This is a genomic window from Janthinobacterium sp. AD80 (assembly GCF_002878455.1).
Taxonomy (GTDB): Bacteria; Pseudomonadota; Gammaproteobacteria; order Burkholderiales; family Burkholderiaceae_D; genus Janthinobacterium.
Genome location: NZ_NRDQ01000034.1, coordinates 1 through 14,229 on the forward strand (window position 1 = coordinate 1; position 14,229 = coordinate 14,229).

At 59.3% G+C, this 14,229-nt stretch carries 12 protein-coding genes and 1 pseudogene; 3 read left to right on the top strand and 10 right to left on the bottom strand.

Features of this window, described 5'->3' with window-relative positions; genetic code table 11:
- From JaAD80_RS07765 to JaAD80_RS07785, 5 genes and pseudogenes are all read right to left on the bottom strand, one after another.
- Nucleotides 1–216, bottom strand: a pseudogene (locus JaAD80_RS07765) (flagellar biosynthesis protein FlhF); the annotation flags it as partial.
- A gap of 495 nt (nt 217–711) precedes the next feature.
- Nucleotides 712–2,808: a flagellar biosynthesis protein FlhA gene (flhA, locus tag JaAD80_RS07770; protein WP_102293654.1), complete on the bottom strand. Its 2,097-nt coding sequence runs from the start codon at nt 2,806–2,808 to the stop codon at nt 712–714.
- Complete coding sequence (flhB, locus tag JaAD80_RS07775) at nt 2,805–3,998, bottom strand: flagellar biosynthesis protein FlhB (RefSeq protein WP_102293655.1); 1,194 nt, start codon at nt 3,996–3,998, stop codon at nt 2,805–2,807. Before flhB ends, flhA begins: the two co-directional genes overlap by 4 nt.
- 261 nt (nt 3,999–4,259) lie before the next feature.
- Nucleotides 4,260–5,258, bottom strand: coding sequence for a fumarylacetoacetate hydrolase family protein (locus JaAD80_RS07780; RefSeq protein ID WP_102293656.1), 999 nt, complete (start codon nt 5,256–5,258; stop codon nt 4,260–4,262).
- An 89-nt stretch (nt 5,259–5,347) separates the two neighbouring features.
- On the bottom strand, nt 5,348–6,058 hold the full coding sequence (locus tag JaAD80_RS07785; RefSeq protein ID WP_102293662.1) for a pseudouridine synthase: 711 nt from the start codon (nt 6,056–6,058) through the stop codon (nt 5,348–5,350).
- 496 nt (nt 6,059–6,554) lie between these two features.
- On the opposite strand from JaAD80_RS07785, the gene JaAD80_RS31400 reads away from it, so the two are divergent.
- Complete coding sequence (locus JaAD80_RS31400) at nt 6,555–6,686, top strand: hypothetical protein (protein WP_258002863.1); 132 nt, start codon at nt 6,555–6,557, stop codon at nt 6,684–6,686.
- A 3-nt stretch (nt 6,687–6,689) separates the two neighbouring features.
- Here JaAD80_RS31400 and JaAD80_RS30185 read toward each other — a convergent pair whose 3' ends face one another.
- On the bottom strand, nt 6,690–7,040 hold the full coding sequence (locus JaAD80_RS30185) for a hypothetical protein (RefSeq protein WP_146012299.1): 351 nt from the start codon (nt 7,038–7,040) through the stop codon (nt 6,690–6,692).
- A 770-nt stretch (nt 7,041–7,810) separates the two neighbouring features.
- Here JaAD80_RS30185 and JaAD80_RS07790 point away from each other — a divergent pair.
- Nucleotides 7,811–8,194, top strand: a complete 384-nt coding sequence (locus JaAD80_RS07790) for a hypothetical protein (RefSeq protein ID WP_102293657.1) — start codon at nt 7,811–7,813, stop codon at nt 8,192–8,194.
- A gap of 396 nt (nt 8,195–8,590) precedes the next feature.
- Here the strand turns inward: JaAD80_RS07790 and JaAD80_RS07795 are convergent, their stop codons facing one another.
- The 4 genes from JaAD80_RS07795 to JaAD80_RS07810 all read right to left on the bottom strand — a co-directional run bounded on the left by JaAD80_RS07795 (nt 8,591) and on the right by JaAD80_RS07810 (nt 11,751).
- Complete coding sequence (locus JaAD80_RS07795; protein ID WP_102293658.1) at nt 8,591–9,592, bottom strand: S49 family peptidase; 1,002 nt, start codon at nt 9,590–9,592, stop codon at nt 8,591–8,593.
- Nucleotides 9,593–9,631: 39 nt separating this feature from the next.
- Nucleotides 9,632–10,009: a Rieske 2Fe-2S domain-containing protein gene (locus JaAD80_RS07800; protein WP_102293659.1), complete on the bottom strand. Its 378-nt coding sequence runs from the start codon at nt 10,007–10,009 to the stop codon at nt 9,632–9,634.
- On the bottom strand, nt 10,006–10,665 hold the full coding sequence (locus JaAD80_RS07805) for an HAD-IA family hydrolase (protein WP_102293663.1): 660 nt from the start codon (nt 10,663–10,665) through the stop codon (nt 10,006–10,008). Before JaAD80_RS07805 ends, JaAD80_RS07800 begins: the two co-directional genes overlap by 4 nt.
- Before the next feature lie 90 nt (nt 10,666–10,755).
- Entirely contained in the window at nt 10,756–11,751 is a 996-nt protein-coding gene (locus tag JaAD80_RS07810; RefSeq protein WP_102293660.1) for an RluA family pseudouridine synthase, read from the bottom strand.
- Nucleotides 11,752–12,450: 699 nt separating this feature from the next.
- Between JaAD80_RS07810 and JaAD80_RS07820 the strand changes: the two genes are divergently transcribed.
- Nucleotides 12,451–14,229 (top strand): Rne/Rng family ribonuclease (locus JaAD80_RS07820; RefSeq protein ID WP_146012301.1); only part of this gene is annotated, 1,779 nt, incomplete at its 3' end.

Below are 14,229 nucleotides of genomic sequence, written 5' to 3' on the forward strand. Positions count from 1 at the left end.
GGCGAACTGGGTCTGCAACTGGGGACGGGGCTGGGCCATTTCGGAGGCGGCCGGCGGCGACGCCAGCGAAGCGGCGTCGTCATTGGCCAGCGCGAGAATTTCCACCACGCCATCGGCCTGGCGGTTCGACAGGATCACGGCATCGGGGCCCAGCGCTTCGCGCACCTTGCGCAGCGCATCGCGCGACGAGGCGCCCGTAAATTTCTTCACATTCATGACCGGCCTCCCAAGGCGGGGGTGGCGCAATATTGGCTGAACTGTGTGACCATCATCGACTCCTGTTGCTTGAGTGCTGTCTTCCACATGGACACAGATCACTCGGACAGTTTCCATTATTAGCGATGCACTGAGGAAACGATCGAAGGAACAGGACGGGAAAGTACCCGTTATTCAGTTTGCCGGGAGGAAATTGATGCTTTCTTGACATAAACGATGGATGGGTCATCCGCCCGACTGACGCTAACGACATCCGGGAGCAGGCTCCCCTCGCACCGTGGTAATGACCTTGATGTTGGCGATGCCGAGGGTCAGTCCCGGCATTGCTTTTTTTAACCCAAAGCAACAACCGGGGTCGAACCCTGAGGGTTCGACCCTGGCCTTTCGCTTGGGTTTGCTTTGCTGCAAATGCTGGGGTCAGCCCCCCCACTGACGCCAACGCAAAGCGCCGCGCTAACGCTGGCGGAGGTCTGACCCCGGCATTAACTATGCCAACTATTGCGCACCCACCAAACTGGTCACGCGGATCGTCTTGGTCTCCGGCACTTCCGCATGCGACAGCACTTTCAGCTGCGGCAAGGCACGGCGCAGGAAGCGCGACAGCAGGGCGCGCAATGGCGCCGGCACCAGCAGCACCGGCGTCAGGCCCAGCGCTTCCTGCTGCTGCGCGGCCAGGCCCGCCTGGTGGGCGATGGTATCGGCCAGGCCCGGCTCAATGCCGGCGCCGTCGCCGCCATTGCCCATCGCTTGCATCAGCAGGCGCTCCAGGCGGCTGTCGAGGGTCATCACGGACAATTCCGCCGCGCCGGGGAACAGCTGCTGCACGATGGCACGGCCCAGGGCCACGCGCACCAGCGCCGTCAGGTCGCTCGGGTCTTGCGTGTTGACGGTATGCTCGGCCAGGGTTTCGATGATGGTGCGCATGTCGCGGATGTGCACGCCTTCGGCAAGCAGGTTCTGCAGCACCTTCTGCAGGGTCGACAGGGACAGCATCTTCGGCACCAGGTCTTCCACCAGGCGCGGCGACTCCTTGCCCAGGTGGTCGAGCAGCGACTGCACTTCCGCGCGGCCCAGCAGTTCCGACGCATGCGAGGTGATCAGGTGATTCAGGTGCGTCGCCACCACGGTGCCCGCATCGACCACCGTGTAGCCCATCGATTGCGCCTGGTCGCGCAGGCCCGCGTCGATCCAGGTGGCCGGCAGGCCGAAGGCCGGGTCGGTGGTGGAGACGCCAGGCAGGCTGCCGCTGGCCATGCCGGGATTGATCGCCAGGAACTGGCCATTGAAGGCTTCGCCCACGCCCACTTCCACGCCCTTCAGGGTGATGCGGTAGGCCGACGGCTTCAGTTCCAGGTTGTCGCGGATATGCACGGGCGGCGCCAGGAAGCCCACTTCCTGGGCGAATTTCTTGCGGATGCCCTTGATGCGCTTGAGCAATTCGCCGCCCTGCGTCTTGTCGACCAGGGGAATCAAGCGGTAGCCCACTTCCAGGCCCAGGGTATCGACGGGCATGATGTCTTGCCAGCTGGCCTCTTCCTGTTCGGGCGCGACAGTCGCTTGCGGCGCCTCGGCAGGCTTTTCGGCCGCCGCTTTTTCCTGCGTGCGCTTCTTGCTGATCAGATAGGCGCAGCCGGCCAGCGAGGACGCCAGCAGGATGAAGACCATGTTCGGCATGCCGGGAATCAGGCCCATGCCGCCGATGATGGCGGCGGTGATGTACAGCACTTGCGGTTTCGCAAACAGTTGGCCGACCAGCTGCGTGCCGATGTCCTGTTCGCTGGCCACGCGCGAGACGACGATACCGGCCGCCGTGGAAATGATCAGCGAAGGAATCTGCGCCACCAGGCCGTCACCGATGGCCAGCAAGGTGTAGTTCTTCAGCGCGTCGGCAAAGCCCATGTCGTGCTGCAGCAAGCCCACCAGCAAGCCGCCGACGATATTGATGACGGTCACCATGATGCCGGCGATGGCATCGCCGCGCACATATTTACTGGCACCGTCCATGGCGCCATAGAATTCCGCTTCCTGCGCCACTTCCGTGCGGCGGCGGCGCGCTTCGTCTTCGCCGATCAGGCCGGCGTTCAGGTCGGCATCGATGGCCATCTGTTTACCCGGCATGGCGTCCAGCGCAAAACGCGCGCCCACTTCGGCGATACGGCCCGCACCCTTGGTCACCACGGTAAAGTTAATGATCGTCAAAATGATAAACACGACGATACCGACCGTGAAGTTGCCGCCAATCAGGAAGTGGCCGAAAGCTTCAATCACTTTACCGGCCGCGTCGGCGCCCGTATGACCTTCCGTCAGCACCACGCGCGTGGACGCCACGTTCAGCGACAGGCGCAGCATGGTCGACACCAGCAGGATGGTCGGGAAGGCCATGAAGTCGAGCGGCTTGACCGTGTACAGCGCCGTCAGCAGCACGATGATGGACAGCGCGATATTGAAGCTGAAGAAAATGTCGAGGATGAAGGCCGGCAGCGGCAGCACCATCATCGCCAGCAGCATGATGATGATGACCGGCGCGGCGATGCCCTTGCTGGCGTTGCCCCCCATGCCACTGAGCCAGGCTGGCATTCTCAGGCCGTTCATGGTGTACTTCCTTTATTCTTGTCAGCGGCATCGGCTGCCGGTGGTGTCTGTGATGCGGGATTCTGCGGATCGAGTTCGGGCGGCACGTCCAGCTGCTTCGGCTTGTCGGGGCGCTGGCCGTGGCCATTGCCGTAGCTGCGCAGCTGGAACACATAGGCCAGCACTTCGGCCACGGCGCCATACAGCGCCTCGGGAATTTCGTCGCCGATCTCGGTATGCTTGTACAGCGCACGCGCCAGCGCCGGCGCTTCCAGGATGGCGACCTTGTGCTCGCCGGCCAGTTCGCGGATCTTCGCCGCCACTTCGTCGATGCCCTTGGCCACCACCTGCGGCGCGCCGCGCGAATTCTCGCCGTATTTCAGTGCCACCGCATAGTGCGTCGGGTTGGTCACCACCACGTCGGCCGTGGGGACGTCGGCCATCATGCGGCGGCGCGACATTTCATGCTGCATCTGGCGGATCTTCGCCTTGATCTGCGGATTGCCGTCCGATTCCTTCGACTCCTGCTTGACTTCCTGCAGGGTCATTTTCATCTTGTTGGCGTAGTGCCACATCTGGTAGGGGCCGTCGATGGCGGCGATCAGGCCGAGTGCGCCGACGATCAGCAGGAAGGCCGTGATCAGCAAGCTGATCAGGTGAGCCGAGCCGGCGCGCAGGGATTCCACGGACAGGCCCAGCACGGCGTCTTTCTGATGCTGCATCACCATCCAGGCCACGACGCCAACGACGAGCGTCTTGGCGATGGCCTTCAGCAATTCCACCAGGGCATTCTTTGAAAACATATTGCCCAGGCCGCGGATCGGGTTGAGCTTGCCAAAATTGGGGGTAAACGCCTTCGAGCTGAACAGCCAGCCGCCCACCAGGATGGGCGAGGCCAGCGCCACGAGCATGATGGCCAGCGCGTACGGCAAGCAGGTCAGCAAGACCGAGCTGACGTCGTAGCCGATGCGCAGCATCATCGCATCGGGGTCGAGTATCTGTTCCCGGTTCAGGCTCAGCCCGGAGACCATGACAGCCGTCAGCCGGCGCACGATGGCGTCGCCGGCAAACCACAGGCAGCAGCCGGACGCCATCAGCACCGTAAACGTGGCCACTTCACGCGATCGCGGAACGTCGCCTTCCTCACGCGCCTGCTCGAGGCGCTTCGGTGACGCGGCTTCGGTCTTTTCTGCGTCGCTGTCTTCCGACATCAATCAACTCCGGTGAAGTCCTGCGGCCTGGCTAGGCGCAATACGGACTGGGCATGGAGCATTATCGGTTCAAGCGAGCGCCCGCCATCGGCGGAACAGGAGGGCAAATCCCCTGTATTTCCTTTGCCCAGATGAAACAAGGCGCCGCAGGCGCCCATATCAGAGGGGACCGAAAAACGCTCAGGACAAGGCGCGGCCCCGAAAACAGTACGAATAGTACGGCGAGGGGTTGCAACGCAGTCATGGCCATTTCTCGGGTCACTAACGATTTTTCCGCGCTTCCGCCTGCTTGACGGTCTGCTCGATGGCGCCAAACAGGGATTTCCCGTCATCCCCCAGCATTTCCAATCGCACCACATCGCCAAACAGCAAATACGGCGTGCTGGCAACGCCATCGGCGATCATCTCCTGGCTACGCCGCTCAACGATGCTGGAAAATCCCTTCTTGACTTCCTTGTTGGCGACGCCGCCCGCGCTCACCACGCTGCCGGCGCGCGCATTGCGCGTCTGGCACAGATGCGCGAGCAGTTGCGGATAATTGAAGGCCATGTCGGCGCCCGCATGGGGCTGGCCCGACAACTTGCCGTTCAGGCTGCAGCGCACGGCGTAATGCACCTTGCCGCCGCGCCAGGCGTCGCCCAGCTCGTCGGGCGTAACCGCCACGGGCGAGCAGGCCATGGCCGGTTTCGACTGCAGGAAGCCATGGCCGCCCGCCTGTTCCTCCGGCGCCAGGTTGCGCAAGGTAACGTCGTTGACCAGCATCAGCAGCTTGATGTTCAGGTGCGCCTGGTCCGGCGTGGAACCCATCGCCACGTCATCCGTGATGGCAGCGATGCCCGCCTCGTAGTCGATGCCCCACTGCTCATGCGCCAGGGTAATGTCATCCTGGGCGCCGAGGAAATCATCGCTGGCACCCTGGTACATCCGCGGCGCGTCGCGCAGATTGGCGGGCACCTCAATGCCGGCGGCCTTGCAGGCCCGCTCGACCTGCTGGAGATATGCGGCGCCCGCCACGCGCAGGCTGCTGCGCGGCAGGGGCGCCATGCAGTTGGCCGGGTCGAAATCGAAGGCACGGTGGCCGCGCCCGCTATTGATGGTCTGGTACAGCAAGTCCAGCTGGGGCGCGATAAAGCTCCAGTCGTCGAGCGCCTTTTGCAGGGTCGAAGCGATGCCGTCGGCCAGGTGCGCCGTTTTCAGGTCGCGCGAGACGACGGCCAGCTGGCCGTCGCGCGTGCCATCTTTCAGGGTTGCTAATTTCATGTACGGAGAACTTCGTCAAATGCAGGCAGTTGGAGGCTAAAGACGCCAAAAAGCCGGGACATTCCCGGCTTTGGCAATCAGGAAGAGGGTCAGGCCAGCAGGGCGATCTGCTCGGGCGTGAGGTAGCACCACTCGCCTTCCGCAATGCCCAGCGATTCCAGGGTCAGGCTGCCGATGGCGGAACGGTGCAGCGCGCTGCAGTGGTTGCCGGCGGCGGCCAGCATGCGCTTGACCTGGTGGTATTTGCCCTGCTCCAGCACGATTTCCAGCTGGTGCTCGCCGCGCTTGACGCAGACGAGGGCCGCCAGCGGAGCCGGTTCGTCATGCAATTGCACGCCGGCCAGCAACAGCGCCACCAGTTCATCGGTCACCGGTTCTTGCGTGGTAGCCTGGTAAATCTTGGGAACGTGGCGCTTCGGCGACGATTGTGCATGGATAAAGGGGCCATCGTCGGACATCAGCAGCATGCCGGTGGTGTCGTGGTCGAGCCGGCCGACGGGCTGGACTTCGCGCCAGGTAAACTGTTCCGGCAGCAGGGTCAGCACGCCAGGGTGATGGCTGGGCTTGCGCGAGCATTCGAAATTGGCGGGCTTGTACAGCGCCAGGTACAGGTGCTGGCGGTAGACCCACTCTTCTTCAAAGACGTGCAGCACCAGGCCTTCGGTCTCGACGGTGGTGCGGTAATTGGTCTGGGTAACGCCATTGATGACGACATCGCCATCATCGATAAGGGAACGACAATATTTACGGGTGCCAAAACCCTGCGATTGCAGGATGCGGTCTAGGGATAATTTACTCATGGGCGTGACTTTACCAGAAGCGGATGACAGCGTGAAGCGGCGCCAGAAGCAGGCATAGCTAGTCTTCACGACGACCGGCACGCCGCCCCTTTCGAAACGGCCGCCGCCCGGCAATACTGTCGGTACTACTTTGGCTGCGCATCGCAGTCTACGCTTACGCGCATCACCTAGGTATTTTCAGACGCACACCAGCAGACAGGGCAGCAACATAATCCGGCAAAAAATCAACATGGCAGGCATCGAATATGACGTGCCTGATAGCGAAAATCAGCTGACCAGCGCGGCATAAATAAATTGTCCCTTGTAAGTTTTGTCACCATCACCTATCACGACACTCATTTTCATGCCAGAAGCCAAAGAGGTGAGTAAAGTTGCATGAATAAATTTATTATTCTATTTGCACGATCGGAACTGGAGCATTTGATGCGGGCAGCAGCAGGACAGGACACGCTGCTGCCATCAAGAAAAAAATCGTCCGGGAAGATAAGGCGCCTCCATGCACGCCACCGTGCCAACCGCAGCCTCTAAAGCACAGGCATTGCGCAGCGAAAAACACAAAAAAACCGCCAAAAAAATTTTTTTGCGCAGCACACTCTTAGAAAGGACAAGCCCCATTATTTTATTTTAGCAATTATTCCATCTCTACGACAACTGCGTGGCATTCCGAATTCGGGCCGTTCGTCAAGGTGTAATTCACTCGGCTCAATTTTCTTCCTGCCAGTTTGGCAGCGAGTACTTGCGCATACATGGATTTCTTATCTGCGGGAATATAAATCAGCAAATAGGCGCACTGTGCCGCCAGTGGTTCCACGATCCGGAAATAAGGGGTTACGCCATGCACACCAATGGTCGTAATAGTCACATTTGCAGCATCAAACGAAACTCCTTGCGCATGCGCAGAGACGGACATCATCGATAGCGACAATACAGCCATGCTTTTATAAAAATTGCAGCTTTTAACGGAATTGAGAAATTGAAACATTCAGTGGACCCATATTAAAAATAGCCAGTCAGGAGCAACATGGCTTGAAAGTTGATAGATAAAACGTACTGACAATCATCGTTTGCATACTATACAAACAATATTTCCTTATTGCCTACATTTCCGGAAAAATCGCTTTTGAGCGTCACCAACCTTCTAGGTTGCAATATATACGCTGCTTTAACATGCAAGTTCGACAACGTAGACAAATTTCAGGATTGTCTGCCCGATGCCCTGGCACATCGCTTTCCGTCAACGTAAATTTCTCGACAACAATGGACGTGGGCACAGGATTTGATATCGCTGAAATGGCTTAAAACCAAAAATAGACTTCATCATTGCCCATTCGACCAACAAAATCAGCTGCAAATTAAATTAACAATATTTTCACACCTGCATACCAACATGTCAAACAAATAAATATTTCCATCGTTAGCAAATAATCCGTCCGCTCGTCTTCATCCAGCGGTAGCTATCTGGCTGAGCATCACTGATTCACGCAAGCACGACGACAAGAAAAATCCCCATCGTCCGCAAGCGGCGCAATACCAGTCGCATGTCGTGTTTTTATTTATTTAAATACAACAACTGGTAGACACGTCATCTGGCGACAATAAGAAAGCGCATGGAAGTGTGTTTGATAAGCGATTTCTTTGAGATAAATCAAGCGCTCGGAATAATGGATTGATAGACTGAAACTTCGTTAGGAATCCGCCTAACGTGCTTTAGGAATTTCGGCAATAGCCACGAACGACTGGGAAGGACATCGTATGAAGCACACTGATACAATCGCCATGAAAGACAGCATCAGCGACATGCGCCGCAGCATCGCCACCGAACAGGAAGCGATGCATAAAGTTAACCTGGCCGTGGCGCGCTGGCGCGACGCCCATCCCTTGCGGGACGAGGAATTTGTAGCCGGCGACGACGCGCCGATGGCCACCAGCCAGATGCGCTGGCATGCCGAGGCACAATGCCATTTCATGTGCTGGCTAAAGCAGGGCGGTTTTGCCCAGGTGGACACGCTGGAAGAGGGCCAGGACGCGGTGTCTGCGCGAGCCGCCACGGCCTCTGGCGTAAAGGAAATCAGTACGCAGGCCAAGCAATCCCACCCTCTGACCTTGTCCGCGCACTGTAACGACTGCGCGGCCTGAAGGCCGTGATGCCCAGCCACACATGCCCCACTCTCGCATGCATGTTATTACCGCCCGCGCACCACGCAGCGTTGTGCTCATCCGACCTTGCACTATCATGTCCAGCGCCATCAATTACGACATACAAAAGGAAACGGCGGCATTGCGCCGCCGTTCCCAAGCCCCATCGGGACTTTAGTGAGGAATGTAAATTCACTCAAAACCACATCTACGATGTGGCGAGTAGTTCCAAGACCTGCCAATCAAGTTAGTACTGACAACATAGTTGATATATCGCCCCTCCTTGAAAAGAACTACTGCTTCACTATAGCCCAAGGAGGTCGATTTTCAAGGCAATTTACCACCTTATTGAAAATCATTCTCGACTGGCTTGCCTGCCAGCCAAGAGTCATGCTCTCAGCGCAACGCCGGCTGTGACTGCTGCACGGCTGCCTTCATGGCACCGGCGCCCATGGCCGCGCCAAATTTCTTCAGCACCCGTTCCGGCAAGCCTTCATGCTGCGTGTAGTCGACGATGTCTTCCGCCTTGACGATATCGCGCGCCACGCTGTCAACCGTGCCGAAATCATCGGCCAGGCCCATTTCGACGGCTTTCGCGCCCGTCCAATACAGTCCCGAGAAGGTATCCGGCGTTTCCTTCAGGCGCTTGCCCCGTCCCGCGCGCACCACATCGATGAACTGCTGGTGGATTTCATTGAGCATGCCCTGCGCATACGCCTTGTGCTTGTCCGTCAGCGGGCTGAACGGGTCCATGAAACCCTTGTTCTCGCCGGCCGTCAGCAAACGGCGCTCGACGCCGACTTTTTCCATCACGCCCGTAAAGCCGAAGCCATCCATCAGCACGCCGATGGAACCGACCACGCTGGCCTTGTTGACGTAGATGCGGTCGGCGGCGGCGGCGATGTAATAGCCGCCCGAGGCGCACATTTCATCGACCACCACATACAAAGGCTTGTCCGGGTAGCCCTTGCGCAGGCGCTGCATCTCGTCGACGATCATGCCTGCCTGCACGGGACTGCCGCCAGGGCTATTGATATGCAGCACCACGGCGACCGAGCCGCTATCGGAGAACGCCTTGTCCAGCGCCGGGATGACGACGGCGGCCGAGCCGCTGCCTTCGGATTCGATGGCGCCGCTGATGTCGATCAGGGCCGTGTGGCGGCCCAGGGTTTCGCTGTCGTCAGTGCTGTTGTAGTCATAAAACACCCACAGGGCGAACAGCACGATCAGCAGGCTGAAGACCTTGAAGAAGATGCTCCAGCGGCGGTGCGCGCGTTGTTCTTGCAATGTGGCAAATACCAGCTTTTCCAGCACGTCGCGTTCCCAATGGCCGGCAGGGGCGCCGCTGCCGCTGGCGGGCGCACTGCTGTCCAGCTTGTCATTCGTGTTATCGCTCATAATTCACTTTGCTTAAATTGCAAAAGGCCGTGCCGGGGCTCAGGCCGGCAGGGGTTTGACATACTCATCCGGTTGCCAGTACAGCTGGCCATCGCGCTCGGCCACGGGAATCGGACGCAAACGGCCGCCCTTGCAGGGACCGCCAGCGCAAAAGCCGCTTTCCGGCACATAGATGGCGCCATGCGTCGAACACATCAGGTACAAGCCGCTGGACTCGAAAAACTCGCCTTCGGCCCAGTCCAGCTCGATGGGCACGTGGGCGCAGCGGTTCAGGTAGCCATACGCCTTGCCGCCATGGCGCACGACAAAGCCGGTGGTCGCTTCGCCACCGGCAGAGACGGGAAAGCGCACGCCCTTGCCGCCATCGGCGACGGCGTCGGCGGCGCAAATGAGAATTTCCACGACATCGGCCATCATGCGTGCTCGCTCAGCCATTGGTGCAGATGCGCCACTGTCGGGGCCGAGTACAGCGGCTTGCAAGCCTGCAACTGCTCGACCGGATGCGCTCCATACTCTACGGCAATACCGACCGCGCCCGCATTGCTTGCCATCAATAAATCATGACTGGTGTCGCCGATCATCACGGTTCGGCGCATGTCCTGTCCCAATTCACGCGTGAGTTCCTGAAGCATGGCAGGATGTGGCTTGGAAAAAGTTTCATCAGCGCAACGCGTGGCATCGAACAGCGACAGCAGTTTGACGGCATTCAGCGAGCGGTTCAGGCCGACGCGGCTCTTGCCCGTGGCGACGGCCAGGAAATAGGCCTGCTGCGACAGTTCCTGCAGCATCTCGTAAACACCGGGAAACAATGCCAGTTCGTGGTCGCGCGACAGATAGTGATAGCGGTAGCGTTCCGCCATGCGCGCATGGTATTTCGGCTCCACGTCGGGCATCACCAGCTGCATGGCTTCCTGCAGGCCCAGGCCGATTACATGCGAGGCCAGCAGTTCGGTGGGAACAGGCAAGCCCAGGTCTTTGGCTGACGCCTGGATGCACTTGACGATGGTCGAGGTACTGTCTATCAGGGTGCCGTCCCAATCGAAGACGATCAGATCAAATTGCTTTCTTGCCATGTTTTCCGACGACACACGCCGCCGGCTCCTTGAGAATGAATGATGGCGACTGACTACCTTGTGAGTAGTGTCACGCGCACGCTTGCTTCCTTATCGTGCGGCAACGGCCAATGGTTTGCCCAAGCTTACCAAGAAACGCTCGCATTCGGCAGCCAACGGCGCGTTCAGGGTCATCGTCTTGCCGTTTTCCGGATGCGTAAACGTGATCTGGTGCGCGTGCAGGAACATGCGCTTCAGGGCGCCGCGCGTGCTGTCGGCTTTCAACAGGGCACGGTTGAGGGCAAAATCACCATATTTATCGTCGCCGGCGATGGGGAAGCCGGACGACGACAGGTGCACGCGGATCTGGTGCGTGCGTCCCGTCTTCAATTCCGCTTCCAGCAAGGCGAAGTTGTGATATTTATGCAACAGCGTAAACACCGTGTGCGACGCCAGCCCATCGGCCTGCACGGCCACCCGGCGTTCGCCTTCGGCCGTCGTATATTTATGCAATGGCAACTTGATATGCTGGCGCGCATTCTTCCAGTCGCCCGCCACCAGCACCAGGTAGCGCTTGTCGGTGACGCCGTCGCGCATCTGCTCGTGCAAATTGGTCAGCGCGGAACGTTTCTTTGCCAGCAACAACAGGCCGGAGGTGTCGCGGTCCAGGCGGTGCACCAGTTCCAGGAACTTGGCATCGGGGCGCGAAGCGCGCAATTGCTCGATCACGCCGAAGGACACACCCGAGCCGCCATGCACGGCCACGCCGGCCGGCTTGTCGATGACCAGCAGCTGCGCATCTTCAAAGATGATCTTGAATTCGGCGGCAGGCGCGCCGGTGGCGGCCTTTTCGGCCACGCGCACGGGCGGAATGCGCACCACGTCGCCGGCGGCAAGACGATACAGCTGATCGATACGGCCTTTATTGACCCGCACTTCTCCCGAACGCAATATCCGGTAGATGTGGCTTTTAGGCACTCCCTTGCACACTCTTAATAAGTAGTTGTCGATGCGCTGGCCTGCTTCTTCCTCGGCGATCGTTACGAATTGGGCTTGCGGCTGAACCGGGGGTGTTGAAGGGGGAACAACATCATTTTGACTCTTCATTTACTATGTCTTCCCAGAAATCTCTCTAAGTCCTTCATTTTGAATATATAATTGTTTTTGCTGCGGCCCTGGCTGCTGCGAGTGTAAGAATAAAAGCACATTTTACACAGGGGCGTCTCCACCGGCCTCGCCAAATTGCAAATTCGGTGGAAAAAAATGTATATGCACCATCCCTGCGCGAATCAAGGTTGCACCGTAGTTGTAATCGGATAACGCGTGGAGATGCAGAAGTGAGTGTGGGATTATAAGGATAAGTACCCGTTAGCGCGACTTATCGAGTCGGGCTCGCGGGTTGATGAAGTTGATAACGCTTGCCGTTTTCGCCAAACCCCGTATGAGGTCACAATACTGAGGGTTGTCGATGAATAGGCTGAGGCCAAGCCTCGCCATCGCGATCCCTGTAATGTGAGCCGGCTTACGATTTGGCTCTGAATTTGCTGACCACTTGCATTCTCTGCCCCCGATGCAGTTCATTCTCGTCCGGGCTGTTTCAGATGAGTTGCAGGTGTCCTGTGCACTCGGCATGACGATCGACCTCACCGCGCCTGTTGCGGCCGTAACGTTTACCTCGTACGCGTTGTTGCTCCGCACGCCTGGGCATTTCCCCCGCCAGCACTCCCGTTCTCGCATATATCCCTGTACTTCGCCGCTTCTCCGGAAGCGGCTTTGAGATGGCCTACGGGTCGCGGAGTTATAAAAATGAAACGCATGTTGTTTAATGCCACGCAGCAAGAAGAACTGCGCGTAGCGATTGTCGACGGACAAAAACTGATCGACATCGATATCGAGACAGCCGGGCGCGAACAGCGCAAATCCAACATCTACAAGGGCGTCATCACGCGCATCGAGCCATCGCTCGAAGCGTGCTTCGTCAGCTATGGCGAAGACCGCCACGGCTTCCTGCCTTTCAAGGAAGTTGCCCGCACGTACTTCCGTGAAGGCGTCGACGTGCGTAACGCCTCCGTCAAGGAAGCGCTGCGCGAAGGCCAGGAAATCATGGTCCAGGTGGAAAAAGAAGAGCGCGGCAACAAGGGCGCCGCCCTGACCTCGTTTGTTTCCCTGGCCGGCCGCTACCTGGTGCTGATGCCGAACAACCCGCGTGGTGGTGGCGTATCGCGCCGCGTGGAAGGTGAAGAGCGCCAGGAATTGCGCGAAACCATGGATAAACTGGACTTGCCAGCTGGCATGTCCGTGATCGCCCGCACCGCCGGCATCGGCCGCAACGTCGATGAACTGCAGTGGGACTTGAATTACCTGATGCAACTGTGGCGCGCCATCGAAGGCGCCGGCAAGTCGGCCAACGGCGCTTTCCTGATCTACCAGGAATCGTCGCTGGTCATCCGCGCCATCCGCGACTACTTCCAGCCGGACATCGGCGAGATCCTGATCGATACCGACGAGATCTACGACCAGGCGCACCAGTTCATGAGCCACGTGATGCCCGACATGGTGCACCGCGTAAAACGCTACAGCGACGACGTGCCGCTGTTCTCGCGCTTCCAGATCGAACACCAGATTGAAACGGCGTACAGCCGCACCGTGCCGCTGCCATCGGGCGGCGCCATCGTGATCGACCATACCGAAGCGCTCGTTTCCGTCGACGTCAACTCGGCGCGCGCCACGCGCGGCTCGGACATCGAGACCACCGCCTTCAACACCAACTGCGAAGCGGCCGAAGAAGTGGCCCGCCAGCTGCGCTTGCGCGACCTGGGCGGCCTGATCGTCATCGACTTCATCGACATGGAAGTGGCAAAAAATCAGCGCGAAGTGGAACAGCGCCTGAAAGATGCGCTGCACCATGACCGTGCCCGTGTACAAATGGGCAAGATTTCGCGCTTCGGCCTGATGGAACTGTCGCGTCAGCGCCTGCGTCCTTCGCTGTCCGAAGGCTCGCACGTGACGTGCCCGCGCTGCTCCGGCACCGGCCACATCCGCGATACCGAATCGTCCGCCCTGCAGGTGCTGCGCATCATCCAGGAAGAGGCGATGAAGGAAAACTCGGCCACCATCCACGTGCAAGTGCCCGTCGACGTGGGCGCCTTCCTGCTGAACGAAAAGCGCGGCGAAGTGCTGAAAATCGAGAACCGCCACCGCATCGCCGTGATCCTGATCCCGAACAAGCATCTGGAAACGCCGCACTACAAGCTGGAACGCATCAAGCACGACGACCCGCGTCTGGAAGACAGCCAGGCCAGCTACAACCTGGCCGAACACGCTGAAACCGACATGGCTTACAGCAAGCGCCAGAAGGAAGAAGCCAAGCCGCGCCAGGAAGCCGTCGTCAAGACGATCACGCCTGACCAGCCGGCACCGCTGGTCGAGCGCAAGCCGGTGGAAGTGAAGGCCGTCCCGGCGCCTGCACCCGCCGCACCGCAAGGCCTGATCGCCAAGATCATCAGCTTCTTCACCGGCGCCCCGGCACCGGTGGCGCCCGCCCCTGCTCCTGTCGCACCAGCCAAGCCGGCCGGCGCCGACCGC

Coding starts and splice junctions, on each gene's coding strand:
- flhA (WP_102293654.1), bottom strand. CDS start 2,808: ATGAACGGCCTGAGAATGCCAGCCTGGCTCAGTGGCATGGGGGGCAAC.
- flhB (WP_102293655.1), bottom strand. CDS start 3,998: ATGTCGGAAGACAGCGACGCAGAAAAGACCGAAGCCGCGTCACCGAAG.
- JaAD80_RS07780 (WP_102293656.1), bottom strand. CDS start 5,258: ATGAAATTAGCAACCCTGAAAGATGGCACGCGCGACGGCCAGCTGGCC.
- JaAD80_RS07785 (WP_102293662.1), bottom strand. CDS start 6,058: ATGAGTAAATTATCCCTAGACCGCATCCTGCAATCGCAGGGTTTTGGC.
- JaAD80_RS31400 (WP_258002863.1), top strand. CDS start 6,555: ATGCACGCCACCGTGCCAACCGCAGCCTCTAAAGCACAGGCATTGCGC.
- JaAD80_RS30185 (WP_146012299.1), bottom strand. CDS start 7,040: ATGTTTCAATTTCTCAATTCCGTTAAAAGCTGCAATTTTTATAAAAGC.
- JaAD80_RS07790 (WP_102293657.1), top strand. CDS start 7,811: ATGAAGCACACTGATACAATCGCCATGAAAGACAGCATCAGCGACATG.
- JaAD80_RS07795 (WP_102293658.1), bottom strand. CDS start 9,592: ATGAGCGATAACACGAATGACAAGCTGGACAGCAGTGCGCCCGCCAGC.
- JaAD80_RS07800 (WP_102293659.1), bottom strand. CDS start 10,009: ATGATGGCCGATGTCGTGGAAATTCTCATTTGCGCCGCCGACGCCGTC.
- JaAD80_RS07805 (WP_102293663.1), bottom strand. CDS start 10,665: ATGGCAAGAAAGCAATTTGATCTGATCGTCTTCGATTGGGACGGCACC.
- JaAD80_RS07810 (WP_102293660.1), bottom strand. CDS start 11,751: ATGAAGAGTCAAAATGATGTTGTTCCCCCTTCAACACCCCCGGTTCAG.